At 38.3% G+C, this 14,832-nt stretch carries 13 protein-coding genes; 2 read left to right on the top strand and 11 right to left on the bottom strand.

What is annotated here, in order from left to right; genetic code table 11:
* Positions 1-272 precede the first annotated feature (272 nt).
* The 4 genes from ACNART_RS13245 to acs form a co-directional block, all read right to left on the bottom strand.
* Positions 273-1,856: a phosphoethanolamine transferase gene (locus ACNART_RS13245; RefSeq protein WP_198620167.1), complete on the bottom strand. Its 1,584-nt coding sequence runs from the start codon at positions 1,854-1,856 to the stop codon at positions 273-275.
* 434 nt (positions 1,857-2,290) lie between these two features.
* Positions 2,291-3,946: a cation acetate symporter gene (locus ACNART_RS13240; RefSeq protein ID WP_196533866.1), complete on the bottom strand. Its 1,656-nt coding sequence runs from the start codon at positions 3,944-3,946 to the stop codon at positions 2,291-2,293.
* Positions 3,943-4,254 (bottom strand): DUF485 domain-containing protein, encoded by a 312-nt coding sequence (locus ACNART_RS13235; protein WP_196533867.1) that lies wholly within the window; start codon positions 4,252-4,254, stop codon positions 3,943-3,945. The genes ACNART_RS13240 and ACNART_RS13235 overlap by 4 nt, the downstream gene beginning before the upstream one ends.
* A 158-nt stretch (positions 4,255-4,412) precedes the next feature.
* A complete protein-coding gene (acs, locus tag ACNART_RS13230) occupies positions 4,413-6,371 on the bottom strand; it encodes an acetate--CoA ligase (RefSeq protein ID WP_198620166.1) in 1,959 nt (652 codons plus the stop codon).
* Positions 6,372-6,743: 372 nt separating this feature from the next.
* On the opposite strand from acs, the gene sodA reads away from it, so the two are divergent.
* Both sodA and yiiM read left to right on the top strand, forming a co-directional pair.
* Positions 6,744-7,367 (top strand): superoxide dismutase [Mn], encoded by a 624-nt coding sequence (gene sodA / locus ACNART_RS13225; protein WP_075672604.1) that lies wholly within the window; start codon positions 6,744-6,746, stop codon positions 7,365-7,367.
* Between the two features lie 115 nt (positions 7,368-7,482).
* Positions 7,483-8,157, top strand: coding sequence for a 6-hydroxyaminopurine reductase (gene yiiM, locus ACNART_RS13220; RefSeq protein WP_368927980.1), 675 nt, complete (start codon positions 7,483-7,485; stop codon positions 8,155-8,157).
* 108 nt (positions 8,158-8,265) lie between these two features.
* Here yiiM and trpS read toward each other — a convergent pair whose 3' ends face one another.
* The 7 genes from trpS to aroK form a co-directional block, all read right to left on the bottom strand.
* The gene (gene trpS / locus ACNART_RS13215) at positions 8,266-9,294 is read right to left on the bottom strand and encodes a tryptophan--tRNA ligase (protein ID WP_196533871.1); all 1,029 of its coding nucleotides are present in this window, start codon (positions 9,292-9,294) and stop codon (positions 8,266-8,268) included.
* A gap of 21 nt (positions 9,295-9,315) precedes the next feature.
* On the bottom strand, positions 9,316-10,005 hold the full coding sequence (locus ACNART_RS13210; protein WP_198620164.1) for a phosphoglycolate phosphatase: 690 nt from the start codon (positions 10,003-10,005) through the stop codon (positions 9,316-9,318).
* Positions 10,005-10,676 carry a ribulose-phosphate 3-epimerase gene (gene rpe / locus ACNART_RS13205; RefSeq protein ID WP_109374158.1) on the bottom strand — a complete coding sequence of 224 codons (672 nt, stop codon included), beginning with the start codon at positions 10,674-10,676 and terminating at the stop codon, positions 10,005-10,007. Before rpe ends, ACNART_RS13210 begins: the two co-directional genes overlap by 1 nt.
* Before the next feature lie 44 nt (positions 10,677-10,720).
* Complete coding sequence (gene dam / locus ACNART_RS13200; RefSeq protein WP_160230824.1) at positions 10,721-11,536, bottom strand: adenine-specific DNA-methyltransferase; 816 nt, start codon at positions 11,534-11,536, stop codon at positions 10,721-10,723.
* 82 nt (positions 11,537-11,618) lie between these two features.
* Positions 11,619-12,560 (bottom strand): SPOR domain-containing protein, encoded by a 942-nt coding sequence (locus tag ACNART_RS13195; protein ID WP_109374160.1) that lies wholly within the window; start codon positions 12,558-12,560, stop codon positions 11,619-11,621.
* A gap of 170 nt (positions 12,561-12,730) precedes the next feature.
* Positions 12,731-13,825, bottom strand: coding sequence for a 3-dehydroquinate synthase (gene aroB / locus ACNART_RS13190; RefSeq protein WP_198620162.1), 1,095 nt, complete (start codon positions 13,823-13,825; stop codon positions 12,731-12,733).
* 54 nt (positions 13,826-13,879) lie between these two features.
* Positions 13,880-14,401, bottom strand: coding sequence for a shikimate kinase AroK (gene aroK, locus ACNART_RS13185; protein WP_129586866.1), 522 nt, complete (start codon positions 14,399-14,401; stop codon positions 13,880-13,882).
* Between the last annotated feature and the right edge of the window lie 431 nt (positions 14,402-14,832).

Below are 14,832 nucleotides of genomic sequence, written 5' to 3'. Positions count from 1 at the left end.
CAGCTTATATGTTAGTCGTTAATTAGAAACTATGGTTACATTCCTCAATAAAATAGCCAATCTTCATACCGTTAAACACTATTTATGGCAACTCATTAGTAAAATGATCCCCGTATCAAGCATCTAATATCACATTAATTTAATGCCTAGTGTTCTGATCTTTTATTTCTTGTTATCTCTGATGGATCTTATTAAAAGCAGAAGGTGTAAATGTAAAAACACACTCTTTATTACTGAGTCTATTTTTATTTAGATATCTTTTAATGAGAATGTTATTGAGGCTCCTGCTCTTCTGAACGCAGTAAATCATAGTTTAAGATATTTTTATTACCATCAATAACAGTGATTGGTGATTTAGGCTGATAGCACTTATTTAATGGTGAGTGACACTGTTGAGGGGAGTTATGTTCTATTCCAAGCCAACTACTTAGTAGCCAATAGTTATTTACTGTTGAATAAGGCTTATTCAATGCATCATTATTGATAGTAGGTTTAATAGATGATGGGCTATACCAAATAAACAAAGGGATATCATAAGCTTCTTTTCGTGGCGTATTTACACCATGATGATAACGAACCTCTCTATTTTTATCGAGACGCTGTAAAGCGTGATCTGCAAAGTAGAGAATAGAAGCTGGTTTATCTTTGACTCTCTCGATGATGTCATTAATTAATTTATCTGTATAAGCGATAGAGCTGTCATAGCAGTTATCATCATCTTCTTGCGTGAATTTCTTTAAATACTGACTTGGAAATCGATTACAGGCCGGCTCATGGCTACCATATGTATGTAAGATGATTAGTTTTTTCTCTTCAGATGGCTCATTGAGAGCTCTGTCTAAATAAGGAAGCAACTCTTCATCATAACCGATAAATTCATTCCACTTTTTATTTTGAGCCATATTAGCAATGACAGAAATAACACTAGTTTTCTGATTACCTTCACCTTGATTACTTAACCAATATGTTTTAAACCCTGCATGATTGGCAAGAGAAACAATATTATCAGCGTAATGACTTTTATCTTGTAACTGTTCCAATCCTATATTTGAGAGTGAAATTGGTACAGAAAGAATAGTTACTGGTGCAGGAGAATAAACTTGATTGAATAGGATAAGATTACTCTTTTCTTTCATTAGATTAGGTGTTGTATCGTACTGATAGCCATAAATTCCTAGATGATCTCTGCGAACGGATTCTCCAAGAATAAGGATATAAATTTCTGTATTATCATTATGTTTATTATATTGAAACTCAACTTTTTGAGAGGCAATTCTTCTAATTTGGCGATTTTCATGGAAGGTTCGGACAAGTGCTGCTGCATTATAAAAAGGTGTGTTCAGAAGGGTATATTCTGCAAGTAATTTACTGTTGTCATCGTTTTTCAATGCTAAGATTTTATAAATTGGAATGATGGCTATTAATATAACAAAAGCAGTCACACTTTTTTTTGTCGTTTTTAGATCAGATACTTGAGCTGCTTTATGGATGAAAAAATAGTAAATGGCAAAAGCACATAGGTAAAATAAGACATAATACTTATTATAAGAGAGCATACCGACAGTTTCGCTGCCATTGGTATTAATAAAAGTTTCAGCAATGGATGATGAAAAAGCAATATCGTGTTCACGATAGAAAAATAGAGAAATAGACAGGTTTAAAGACCATAGCGCACTAGTAATAAAGGTTATTATTTTTCCAAAAACAGAACGATAAATGCCACTACATATCAGTATAAGTAGCCAACCAATAAGAACAATATAGATTTTTTGTTCTATATGCAGTGTTGAACCACCCAATATTGCAGGTGCCATAGATAAGAAAAATAAAAGTGCGTAATGAGTTAATTGAGACATAATCTATTTAAAAACTACCACCTCTTTTTATACAGAATAAAAAGTTAACCATTTACTTTTTGACAATACAAGCCTTGTTTGGCTGAAGTGTGTCTGAAATTGATATTACTATGCTTCTTCCTCACTATTTTGAGCTATTTGGCTTTATTAATAAGCCTTGTAGAAAATAAGTTATGTTTCTTTTTATTTGTAATTAATTGATTTCAATTTAATTTGTTTTTATTTTTATAACAGTAGAATAACTAATAATAAGTTATTTAAATAATCGTATAGATATGTAGTTAAAGCTTAAAAGTATTCTAAATAAGTAAATAATAGAAATAGGATCAAGATTTTTATGATAATGGATAAAAATCATTGAAAATGAATAACCCCAAAGTTGAAATTCACTTTGGGGTTATTTTTATTTAGAAAGATAACATTATTTCAGACTGTTAGTGCTGTTTACCTTGTTCAATACCTAAGCCAATTTGAGAACGAATAAACTGTGCTTGGAATTTTGCTTTTTCTTGCTCACCTAAAGATGATTTATCAGTAACAGAGAAAAGCCATGAGACAACAAAAGCAATGATTATTGAGAATAATGCTGGATATTCATAAGGATAGATGGGTTTTTCATGACCTAAAATACTTACCCAAATTGTTGGCCCTAAGATCATCAACGTGACAGCAACTAATAAACCAGACCATCCTCCTGCGACTGCACCTCGTGTTGTCAGCCCTTTCCAATACATTGATAACAATATGATTGGGAAGTTACAGCTTGCTGCAATTGAGAAAGCTAGCCCCACCATAAAGGCAATATTTTGTTTTTCAAATAAAATACCTAAACCGATAGCGACGATACCTAAGATAACCACAGTAATTTTGGATACTTTTAGCTCTTGTCTTTCATCTGCGTGACCATTTTTAATTACATTCGCGTAGAGATCATGTGATACCGCAGATGCGCCCGCTAAAGTTAGTCCTGCAACAACGGCTAAAATAGTAGCGAAGGCAACGGCTGAAATGAAGCCTAAGAAGAAGTTACCGCCAACGGCATCCGCCAAGTGAACAGCCGCCATATTGGTTCCACCAATCAAAGCGCCAGCGGCATCTTTGAACATAGGATTAGGGCTAACGAGTAAGATAGCGCCGAAACCAATGATAAAAGTAAGAATATAGAAATAACCGATAAAACCTGTTGCATAGAAAACACTCTTACGGGCTTCTTTTGCATCACTAACAGTAAAGAAGCGCATGATGATATGAGGAAGTCCCGCCGTACCAAACATTAGTGCAAGACCTAAAGAGAGAGCAGATATAGGATCAGAAACCAATCCACCAGGACTCATGATAGAGAACCCTTTTGAGTGAACACTAACGGCTTCTTTAAATAAGGTATTGAAATTAAAATCGACAGCTTTCATCACCATAACAGCCATAAAACTTGCACCTGCAAGTAATAAAATAGCTTTAATGATTTGAACCCAAGTGGTGGCTAACATGCCTCCAAATAAAACATATAGCACCATTAGAATACCGACAAGCACAACGGCAATATGGTAGTTTAAGCCGAAAAGGAGTTCGATTAATTTACCGGCACCAACCATTTGTGCAATCAGATAAAGAGCGACAACAACCAGTGATCCAATAGCGGAGAGTGTTCTCACTGGTTTAGGGCTTAAGCGATAGGAGACAACATCAGCAAAGGTATAGCGTCCTAAATTACGTAAGCGTTCAGCAATGATAAAAAGAATGATAGGCCAACCAATCAGAAATCCAATTGAATAAATAAGTCCATCATAACCCGAGGTATAAACCAGTGCGGAGATCCCTAAAAAGGATGCGGCAGACATAAAATCACCGGCGATTGCCATTCCGTTTTGGAAGCCAGTAATTTTCCCTCCGGCAGTATAGTAATCAGCACGAGAGCGGGTACGTTTAGAAGCCCAATAAGTGATGTAAAGTGTTAATCCTACAAATATTAGGAACATGATGATGGCCTGAATATTCATAGGTTGTTTCTCACCTCCTTCAGTTATTGCGGCAGCGTAAGCAACCGTTGAGGAGAGGAAAAATAAGCTTATTGCATAAAGTAACTTTCTCATTTTTCTACCTCTTCAATAATTTCAGCGGTAAGTTTGTCGAACTCTGTATTGGCTTTAATAACGTAAACGCCCGTTAATAAAAATGAGGCGATGATTAAACCCATACCAATAGGAATACCTCGTGTAATGTAGCTGCCCTCATATAATGGTGTACCTAACCATTGTGGATAGAACGCAATAAGTAAGATAAATGAGACGTACATAACGAGCGTAATAATTGAAAGTGTCCATGAAAAACGACTACGTTTATTAACCAGTTCTTTAAAGCGAGGGTTGTTTTCTATCTCTTGATAAATATTGGAATTCATCAGAGTTCTCCTCTATATAATTGTTTGGTTTATCACTTGATTTAGAGGCTTAAATCCCCCGCATTCCATGATTTTCAGGTAAGAGAGCCCTGCAAAGGCATTTTCATGCCTTTGCTTTGTCGTATTACGTTTTTTGAATGACAGTTATTTGTTGTGTATTAAGCAGTGAGTGATAGAGACTGTTTTTCTTCTAACAGTTTCTCTACAACACCCGGATCAGCGAGTGTTGAGGTATCCCCGAGGTTAGTTGTGTCGCCAGAGGCAATTTTACGCAAGATACGGCGCATAATTTTCCCTGATCGTGTTTTAGGTAAGGAATCTGTCCAATGTAGGATATCTGGTGTGGCTATTGGCCCAATTTCTTTACGTACCCAGTTGCGGACTTCTGTATAAAGTTCAGGAGTTGGCTCTTCACCGTGATTTAAAGTGACATAAGCATAAATAGCTTGTCCTTTAATATTATGAGGAATACCAACTACTGCGGCTTCTGCAATCTTAGGATGTGCAACAAGAGCGGATTCAATCTCTGCTGTTCCTAAACGATGACCTGAAATATTCAAGACATCATCAACACGCCCTGTTATCCAATAGTCACCATCCTCATCTCGGCGAGCGCCGTCACCAGAGAAATACATCCCTTTAAAGGTTGAAAAATAAGTTTGCTCAAAACGATCGTGATCACCAAAAAGAGTTCTTGCTTGACCCGGCCAAGAATCAGTAATCACTAAGTTTCCTTCGCAAGCCCCTTGCTGTACTTCGCCCATATTATCGACAATTGCAGGCTGAATACCGAAGAAAGGGCGTGTTGCTGAGCCTGGTTTTAGATCCATTGCACCCGGTAATGGTGTTATCATGAAACCACCAGTTTCTGTTTGCCACCATGTATCAACGATAGGACATTGGCTACGTCCCATTTTCTGATAGAACCATTCCCATGCTTCTGGATTAATGGGTTCACCTACGGAGCCTAGAATGCGCAGAGAGGTGCGTTGAGTACCTTCAATCGCTTTATCGCCTTCAGCCATTAATGCACGGATTGCAGTCGGTGCTGTATATAAGATATTGATTTGGTGTTTATCAACAATTTGAGCCATGCGGTTAACAGATGGATAATTAGGGACACCTTCAAACATAACAGTAGTCGCACCATTTGACAGAGGGCCATACAGTAAGTAGCTATGTCCTGTTACCCAACCCACGTCAGCAGTACACCAATAAATATCACCTTCATGATAATCAAAGGTGTATTTGAAGGTCATTGAAGCATAAACGAGATAACCTCCCGTTGTGTGCAGTACACCTTTGGGTTTGCCTGTTGAACCTGATGTATACAGAATAAAGAGAGGATCTTCTGCATCCATTACTTCAACATCACACTCAGTGCTGACACCTTGGGTGATTTCATCCCACCAAACATCACGTCCTTCAATCCATTGTTCGGTATGTCCTGTTCGACGAAATACTACTACATGATTAATAGGGGGGATATCAGCGTGATTTAAAGCATCATCAACATTTTTCTTTAAAGGAATAGCGCGACCTGCACGTAATCCTTCATCAGCTGTAATCACTAATTTAGCTTTTGAATCAATGATCCTGCCTGCGACAGCTTCAGGAGAGAAACCACCAAAAATAACAGAATGGATAGCACCAATACGAGTACAAGCGAGCATAGCGACTGCCGCTTCTGGTACCATCGGCATATAAATCGCCACAACATCGCCTTTTTTAATACCTAAGTTTTTTAATACATTAGCGAATTGGCAAACATCTTGGTGGAGTTGTCTGTAAGTGATTTTTTTCGACTCATTAGGTGAGTCGCCTTCCCAAATAATGGCGGTTTGATCACCTCGTGTTTTAAGGTGGCGATCAAGACAGTTTTGACTGATATTTAGCTGACCATCTTCAAACCAGCGAATGCGTACATGGCCTGGGTCAAAAGAAGTATTCTTTACCACAGTATATGGTTTTATCCAGTCAATGATTTTCCCTTTATCTGCCCAAAAGGCCTCAGGGTTTTTAATGGATAATTCATAATCTTTTTGGTATTGCTCTTTATTGATCAGGGCGTGTTCTGCAATGCTTGCAGGAATATGATGTTGGTTTATTTTTGTCATAATAGCTCTCCTCACTGTTGTTAATACTATGTCAAAAAGTCGTTAACAAAAGAGGGTAAATAAAGATTGTTTCTTTTTTGCGCAGAAGATCACGAATTAATGGAAATGCTTTTCATGGAATGTTCAATTAGTGCTAAAGCTAGCAGGGCATTATTTATCTACTATTTTCTTGTTTAATAGGATCATCGTTTAATAGAACGCTTTTAAATTAAAATAATATACTGTGAAAATTAATTTAACCGTGCTGGATAAAAAAACCACAAAAATAATATGGATATGATAATGATTTTCATTAACGTTTTTTTCACTATAATGAAATGAAAAGATAAATCACATGATGTGATCCAAGATAAAACAGCACTGGAGATTAATATGAGCTATACATTACCTGCACTGCCTTATGCTTATGATGCATTAGAGCCTCACTTTGATGAGCGTACAATGGAAATTCACCATACTAAGCATCATCAAACTTATGTGAATAATACCAATACAGCATTAGAAAAATTACCTGAGCTTGCTGGCTTGGAGATTGATGAATTAGTTAAAAATCTTCATAAAGTGCCTGCTGATCAACGTACTTTTTTACGTAATAACGCTGGTGGTCACTCTAACCACTCATTATTCTGGAAAGGTTTGAAGCTAGGTACTCAATTACAAGGTTCACTAAAAGATGCGATTGAGCGCGATTTTGGTAGCGTTGATGCCTTTAAAGAGTTATTTGAAAAAGCGGCTGCGAGCCGTTTTGGTTCAGGTTGGGCTTGGCTGGTATTAAAAGACGATGGCAAACTTGCGGTAGTTTCTACTGCAAACCAAGATAGCCCATTAATGGGTGAAGAGTTAGCTGGCGCATCAGGTTACCCAATTGTAGGGTTAGATGTGTGGGAACATGCTTACTACTTGAAATATCAAAATCGCCGCCCTGATTATATTAAAGCGTTCTGGTCCGTCGTTAACTGGGACGAAGCGCAAAAACGTTTTCAGAGCAAAGCATAATTGAGCAGATAACATCCTTTCTTTTTTATATTTTCAATGCCGACATTTGTCGGCATTGTTTCTTTTGAACACTATCTTTACTATGAGTTATTCTTTTCTGTTTAGGTAGTGAGCTATGCGTTATTTTCCTAGTGTTTTTATCGGTAATATCACAACAACATCTAATGGATTTACCAGTGCGATCACCAAAAGGCTGGTGGATGGCACTATCAAATTGATATCACTAGGATTAGAAGGTGATGAGCAAGCAGAAAAGAGTTTTCACGGTGGTTCTGATCGCGCCCTTTGTCACTATCCTAACGAACATTATCTTTATTGGGCTGAGCAATTCCCTCAATTGATGGATTTTTTTCATGCTCCCGCATTTGGTGAAAATATCTCAACAACAGGCATGACGGAAGAGAATGTTTTTATTGGGGATATTTATCAATGGGGAACTGCATTAATTCAAGTGACTCAACCTCGCTCTCCTTGCTACAAACTTAACACAGTGACAGAAGTCAGTAACTTTTCGCAAATTATGCAAGATAGTGGTTATTGTGGTTGGTTATATCGTGTTGTGAGTGCTGGAGAAACAGGCAGTCATCATCCTCTTGTTTTGGTTTCAAGAAACAGTAATATCTCTGTTAAAGAAGCTATTTCTATTGCTTTCCATATGCCGTTTGATGAAGAGCTTTATCGACGTTTATTAAGTGCGGCAGGATTATCAGCGAGTTGGAGTAAAACCATGCAGCTAAGACTGCAAAATCAAACTATTGAAAGCTTTGATAGACGGCTGTTTAAGAGATAAATAGTTATCTAATTGATAATTAATGGTATTAAAACACCTCCCTAAACTGAACTGCACCCCAAAAGTTGGACACCAACTTTGGGGTGTTTTTTATGTATTAACGAAAAATTATGGATGTGCAATAAATCCAATCGCATCATAAACCTTGTCTAAGGTTGCTTGAGCACGAGTTTTGGCTTTATCAGCACCTTCTTTCATGATTTTATTAAGCAATGCTTCATCATTACGGAATGTGTTAAAACGTTCTTGAATGTTGGTTAGCATTTCAGATACCGCATCAGCGACAGCACCTTTTAGATGACCGTACATTTGACCTTCAAATTCAGCTTCTAATTCAGGAATAGTTTTACCTGTAACACCCGCTAAGATATCGAGTAAGTTAGACACACCTGCTTTATTTTCAAGATCGTAAATAACACGAGGTGGTTCTTCTGAATCTGTCATTGCGCGTTTAATTTTCTTGGCTGCTGCTTTTGGATCTTCAAGCAATGCGATAACGTTATTACGGTTATCATCAGACTTGGACATTTTCTTGGTCGGATCTTGCAGAGCCATAACACGAGCACCGCCTTTTGGAATAAAAGGATCGGGTACGGTGAAGATATCGCCATAAATAGCGTTAAAGCGCTGAGCAATATCACGGCTTAATTCAAGATGTTGTTTTTGGTCGATACCAACAGGGACTTGATTTGTTTGATAAATCAGAATATCTGCCGCCATTAATACAGGATAATCGAATAACCCTGCATTGATATTTTCAGAGTGACGCGCTGATTTATCTTTAAATTGAGTCATTCGGCTCAATTCACCAAAATAGGTATAGCAGTTAAGTGCCCAGCTTAATTGTGCATGTTGTGGAACATGTGACTGAACAAAAATAGTGCTTTTTTCTGGATCAATACCGCAAGCAAGATAAAGAGCCAGCGTATCTAAGGTTCTTTTTCTAAGTTCTTTTGGATCTTGACGAACTGTAATGGCGTGTTGGTCAACGATACAGTAAATGCAATCATAGTCATCTTGCATTTGTACCCATTGACGTAATGCACCCATGTAGTTACCAATAGTGAGTTCACCAGAAGGTTGTGCACCACTGAATACAATTGGCTTTTGTGCCGTTTTTTCTACTGAAGTCGTCATCTTAATTCTGTTCCACAGTTGTCATTGCGTGATGTCGAGGATTGATAGCAAGTCAGCAAAATTATCGAGTGTATAATCAGGTTTGCTGTCTGCAATAGAGACGCCATAGTTATAGCCATAGGTTAAACCTACGCAAGGGCACTCGGCCGCTTGTGCTGCAATAATATCGTTGCGAGAATCCCCAACAAAAAGGAGTTCTTCCTTTTTAACACCAAATGTACCCATTGTTAAATATAATGGTGCTGGATGTGGTTTTTTTTCTTTGACATCATCTCCCCCTAGTACTAAGGAAAAATATTTATCAATTTTCAGTTGCTGTAATAGTGGTGCAATAAAAGGTGAAGGCTTATTGGTAACGATACCTAATGGAATGTTATGTGAAGCTAATACTTCAAGCGTTTCTTTGACGTGAGGGAATAAATCACTGCCTGTTTTGACCGATGTTGCATAATGTTCATCAAAAAGGTCACGCATCTCTTTTAATAAGGTTTCTGTGACATCTTCTACGCCAGCGTTATGTAAAGCGCGCGTAAGTAGCATATCAACGCCATTACCCACCCAAATTGTGACATTATGTTTACCAGCAGGTGCAAAACCTTTTGATGTTAATGCGTAATCTGTTGCTTCTGTTAGTCCAACAGCGCTGTCTGTGAGTGTGCCATCAAGATCAAAGGCGATAGCACGAATGCCTTTGAGTTTTTTGTCTATCATTACGATACCTTTTCTAATTCGCGACGCATATTGTCAATAACATGCTTATAATCTGGTTGATTGAAAATAGCTGAGCCAGCAACGAACATATCTGCACCTGCTTGGGCAATTTCAGCGATATTATCGACTTTAACACCACCATCAATTTCTAAACGAATGTCATAACCACCATCATCGATCATTTTACGAACTTGGCGTAATTTATCGAGGGTGTTAGGAATAAATGATTGACCACCAAAGCCTGGGTTAACAGACATCAGCAGAATAAGATCTAATTTATCCATTACATAATCGAGATAATTTAATGGGGTTGCTGGGTTAAGCACTAAGCCTGCTTTACAACCACAATCTTTTATTAGTTGAATTGTACGGTCAACGTGGTCACTGGCTTCAGCGTGAAATGAGATATATGTTGCGCCAGCTTCTGCAAAATCAGGAATGATGCGATCAACGGGTTTAACCATTAGGTGAACATCAATGGGCGCTGTAATACCGTAGTTGCGCAGAGCTTTACAAATTGGCGCACCAAACGTTAGGTTCGGTACATAGTGGTTATCCATAACATCAAAGTGGACAACATCTGCGCCAGCTGCGAGCACTTTTTCAGTGTCTTCGCCAAGGCGAGCAAAATCAGCGGATAAAATAGAAGGGGCAATCAGAAAATCTTTCATCGCATTCTCCAGACAACACTCCCATTGTCGGGAGGTGTTAACGATTATTTATATAAGGCAAGTAATTCGTTCACTTTGCTACGACCAAGTGTGTTGCTACTGATTGTTCTTCTGACTTTCACACTGTGTAGCTCTTTTGCGTCTACATACCACTCTTTTGTTAACGCAGTCTCATGATTTGATATTAACACGGGTATCTGTCTCTCGTAAGCCAGCATTGAGGCAAGTTGAGCCAGATGTTCCTGCTCTTGAAAACTAAAGCTATTTGTATGGTATGACGTAAAATTTGCAGTCGGTGATAACGGTGCATAAGGAGGATCGCAATAAACAACGGCGCCTTTTTTTGCATTTGTCATCGTTGATGAATAGCTTTGGCAAACAAATTCGGCTTTTTGTGCTTTTTCAGAAAACCAAATTAGCTCTGCTTCAGGAAAATAAGGTTTTTTATAACGACCAAAAGGGACATTGTATTCACCTTTTGAATTATAACGACACAGCCCATTGTAGCAATGACGGTTAAGATAGAGAAATAACACACTACGCTGATAAGCGTCCGTTGAACGATTAAATTCTTGTCGTAGTTGATAGAACTCTTCTGCGATATTCATTTGAGGGGTAAATAATAAGCGAGCATCCTTCATAAATTTTTCAGGATGTTGCTTTACCGTATTATAGAGATGAATTAGATCACTATTTATATCGGCAAGAATATATGAATCGTATTCTGTATTTAAAAAAACAGAACCGGCACCCATAAAAGGTTCAATTAAACAATTACCCTCAGGCAGATGACGTTTAATGTCATCTACCAAAGGATATTTACCACCAGCCCATTTTAGGAATGCGCGTTTTTTTTTCATGCCGTCCAAATTTCTCAATCGTTTCAGAGTCGCCGATTGTACTCTGTTTCAGACAGCATATCAGCGGTGAACTTCGTCTTAATTATTTTTTTAGATCCTGATGAACATGTTTCATCGGTCTAACCCAAGGTTGTTTGGCTTGTACTGGCGCAGGTAAAGAAGAAACAGCCTGCTTGGCTTCACTTATATTACGATAATTTCCATAGATGAGTACATACCATGGATTACCATTACGCTGCGTTTTGTAAATAGTGTAGTTTCCATTGAGGTTCTTTTTAGCGAAAGCCTCTAAGGTATCTTGGCGACTTGCACCACTTAATTGCAAAGTATAGTTAGTAGCAGGGATAGTGCTTAAATTACTTGCTGATAATGAGCCTGAAACAACAGGTTTAGTCGTTGCAGGTTTAGGTTGCGTTGTTGCTGGTGGTGTTACTGGTTTTGTTGGTGGTGTTTTTACTTCAGCCGGTTTTTGTACGGGTTGCACTGGTTTAGTTGCAGGTGGTTGCGTGACAGGCTGCACGGGTTGTGGCTGTTGCGCATTTAATTGCTGCTGATTAGTGGCTTGATTAATACCTGCTTGTTGTTGATTTAAAGAATCAACGATATCTCCAGGGATCTCAACACGTTGACCTTGCGAATCAATCATTGGAGGTAAATTTTGTGAAGGTGGTGTTGCAGGCTGTATCTCTTGCCCAGAAATAGATTGAGGTGTCGATGGCTGACCATTTTCTGAAGGCGTAACGGATGACGGTTGTTGAGATAGGTCGATATTTCTTTCCGTATTGGTCGAAGGTGCAGGTTCAGTTGTTTCTGGTGATTTTAATGCTGAACTTATTGCGATAATTAGCAGAATAAGGACTAAAACACCTGCACCAATCATCATCTGTTGACGGGATACAGAGAATCGTGCGTTTTTTAATGGATTGTTACGAGGTCGGTTGGTTCGACGTTCAGGTCTATCCGAAGTATCAGGTTTGAGTGAATTATCACCCTTGGTTTCATTATCAGGTTTGAACTCGTCCATTATGCCCTCCGTCAGAGCGTCAAAAAGCGAAAAATATTCTATTCAGCCTTAGCCATTACCTCATAGTATAAGGATGAAACGCTTTTTCTGAAACGTTGCATTTGACAATATTAACCAGAATTTTCCTTAAATGAATATTCTAGTTTATTGCTTGTCAGGTAATGGGGAGCTTAATTTGCATTAATGCAAGATGTTATCGCTTTGTGGACTTGTTCGCGAGTAATATCGGCACGTAATTCGGATTGACCGATACCTTTTGGTAAAACAAGGTGTAATTTGCCACCAGATACTTTTTTATCTCTCATCATATGAGGTAAATAGTCATCAGGTGTCATTTCAATAGGACCATTGATGGGGAGATTGGCTCTCTCAAGCAATTGAATAACACGTTGGGTCTCTTCTTCAGTGAATTGACCAAGTGCTTGAGATGTTCTTGCCGCCATTACCATACCTGCGGCAACGGCTTCACCATGCAACCAAACACCATATCCCATATGGGCTTCAATGGCATGTCCATAGGTATGGCCAAGGTTGAGTAGTGCGCGTAAGCCACTTGTTTCTTTTTCATCAGCAGCAACGACGTCAGCTTTTAGCTCACAGCAACGACGGATACAAAATGCCATGGCTTTAGGATCAAGAGCCAAGAGTTTATCAATATTATTTTCAAGCCAGATAAAAAAGTCTTTATCTAAAATGATGCCATATTTAATAACTTCAGCTAAACCCGATGAAAGTTCACGAGGCGGTAATGTGGCAAGACAATCGAGATCGATAACAACAGAAGCGGGCTGATAAAACGCACCAATCATATTTTTGCCAAGAGGATGATTAACTGCGGTTTTTCCACCAACAGAAGAATCGACTTGTGACAATAGTGTTGTTGGTACTTGGATAAAGCGAACGCCACGTTGATAGCTTGCTGCGGCAAAACCAGTTAGATCACCAATAACACCACCGCCTAATGCGATAAGTGTTGTATCTCGATTGTGATTTTTTTCTAATAATGCAGTAAAGACATCATTCATGATTTCAAGCGATTTGTATTGTTCGCCATCAGGCAAAATTACGCTATCAACCAAAACACCCTGTTTTTTTAAGGTGTCCGTTACCTTTTCTAAATAGAGTGGAGCAAGTGTCACGTTTGTGACTATCATAACTTGCTGCCCTGATTTTAAAGGTAAAAAGGTATCTTCTTGATGAAAAAGGCCAGAAGCAATGGTAATGGGATAGCTTCTTTCACCTAATGTGACAGTGATTTTTTCCATAACAGTGGCCTTCTTTTTATTGTCTTTACTTAACCTTATAAATAGCTGAATTTATTAGTTTTGTTCTAATAATTCAATTATTTGATTGGCTACAATTTTTGCACTCTGATCATCAGTATGAATAGTGATGTCAGCAATTTCTTCATAAAGAGGATTACGTTCTTCAGCTAATGTCTCTAAGACATCGCGCACAGGTTCAACACCTTGCAATAAAGGACGTTTTTTATCACGTTGGGTACGCGCGAGCTGCTTTTCGATGTTGGTTTCTAAATAAACAACCACACCGCGTGCAGATAATCTGTTACGGGTTTCTCGCGATATCACCGAACCACCACCTGTTGCTAACACAATGCCTTGCTTTTCAGTGAGTTCGTTGATTATTTTTTCTTCTCGTTGACGGAAGCCTTCTTCGCCTTCAACATCAAATACCCAACCTACATCTGCACCTGTACGCCGCTCAATTTCCTGATCGGAATCATAAAACTCCATACTAAGTTGTTGAGCTAACTGACGACCAATAGTGCTTTTGCCGGCACCCATAGGCCCAACCAGAAAGATATTACGTTTCTCTGCCATGTTTTTGGTATTACTAAGATATTCGTTAATGATAACCCGCCCCGCCAAATTCATTCAGCGACGGGACCTAAACTGAAATTTATGAGTGTTTATCTAATTCACACCTGATAACATTTGTTATCTACTCTCATAATAAGACTGAGTTCTTTCAGTAGATCGCTATAAAATAACCACATGCTGTCATAAGCGACAACATAGGATAAAAATCCCTTTGCCCACAGTACATAACAAAAACTACTAAAAAAGTAATTATCTTTGTTGGCAACGCGGAGATTCTAACACAATTTAGTCGGAAAACCGCATCTGATAATATTGTCTTTTTCGTCATCAATCGATCAATATTACATATAAAAAGCCCTACCTCCAAGAATAGAGGAAGTGCATAAAATGTATCCGTATTTTTATTGTGATGTTTCAGGCTCACTCAAATT

This window comes from Proteus sp. LHD240705 (assembly GCF_047921555.1).
In the GTDB taxonomy this organism is placed as follows: domain Bacteria; phylum Pseudomonadota; class Gammaproteobacteria; order Enterobacterales; family Enterobacteriaceae; genus Proteus.
Note: the sequence above shows the minus strand (reverse complement) of the source record. Positions and strands in the feature narration are given on the sequence as shown.

Excerpts from the sequence above, each read along its gene's own strand:
- acs (WP_198620166.1), bottom strand. The coding sequence starts at position 6,371 with ATGACAAAAATAAACCAACATCATATTCCTGCAAGCATTGCAGAACAC.
- sodA (WP_075672604.1), top strand. The coding sequence starts at position 6,744 with ATGAGCTATACATTACCTGCACTGCCTTATGCTTATGATGCATTAGAG.
- trpS (WP_196533871.1), bottom strand. The coding sequence starts at position 9,294 with ATGACGACTTCAGTAGAAAAAACGGCACAAAAGCCAATTGTATTCAGT.
- rpe (WP_109374158.1), bottom strand. The coding sequence starts at position 10,676 with ATGAAAGATTTTCTGATTGCCCCTTCTATTTTATCCGCTGATTTTGCT.
- dam (WP_160230824.1), bottom strand. The coding sequence starts at position 11,536 with ATGAAAAAAAAACGCGCATTCCTAAAATGGGCTGGTGGTAAATATCCT.
- ACNART_RS13195 (WP_109374160.1), bottom strand. The coding sequence starts at position 12,560 with ATGGACGAGTTCAAACCTGATAATGAAACCAAGGGTGATAATTCACTC.
- aroK (WP_129586866.1), bottom strand. The coding sequence starts at position 14,401 with ATGGCAGAGAAACGTAATATCTTTCTGGTTGGGCCTATGGGTGCCGGC.
- yiiM (WP_368927980.1), top strand. The coding sequence starts at position 7,483 with ATGCGTTATTTTCCTAGTGTTTTTATCGGTAATATCACAACAACATCT.
- ACNART_RS13245 (WP_198620167.1), bottom strand. The coding sequence starts at position 1,856 with ATGTCTCAATTAACTCATTACGCACTTTTATTTTTCTTATCTATGGCA.
- aroB (WP_198620162.1), bottom strand. The coding sequence starts at position 13,825 with ATGGAAAAAATCACTGTCACATTAGGTGAAAGAAGCTATCCCATTACC.
- ACNART_RS13240 (WP_196533866.1), bottom strand. The coding sequence starts at position 3,946 with ATGAGAAAGTTACTTTATGCAATAAGCTTATTTTTCCTCTCCTCAACG.
- ACNART_RS13210 (WP_198620164.1), bottom strand. The coding sequence starts at position 10,005 with ATGATAGACAAAAAACTCAAAGGCATTCGTGCTATCGCCTTTGATCTT.
- ACNART_RS13235 (WP_196533867.1), bottom strand. The coding sequence starts at position 4,254 with ATGAATTCCAATATTTATCAAGAGATAGAAAACAACCCTCGCTTTAAA.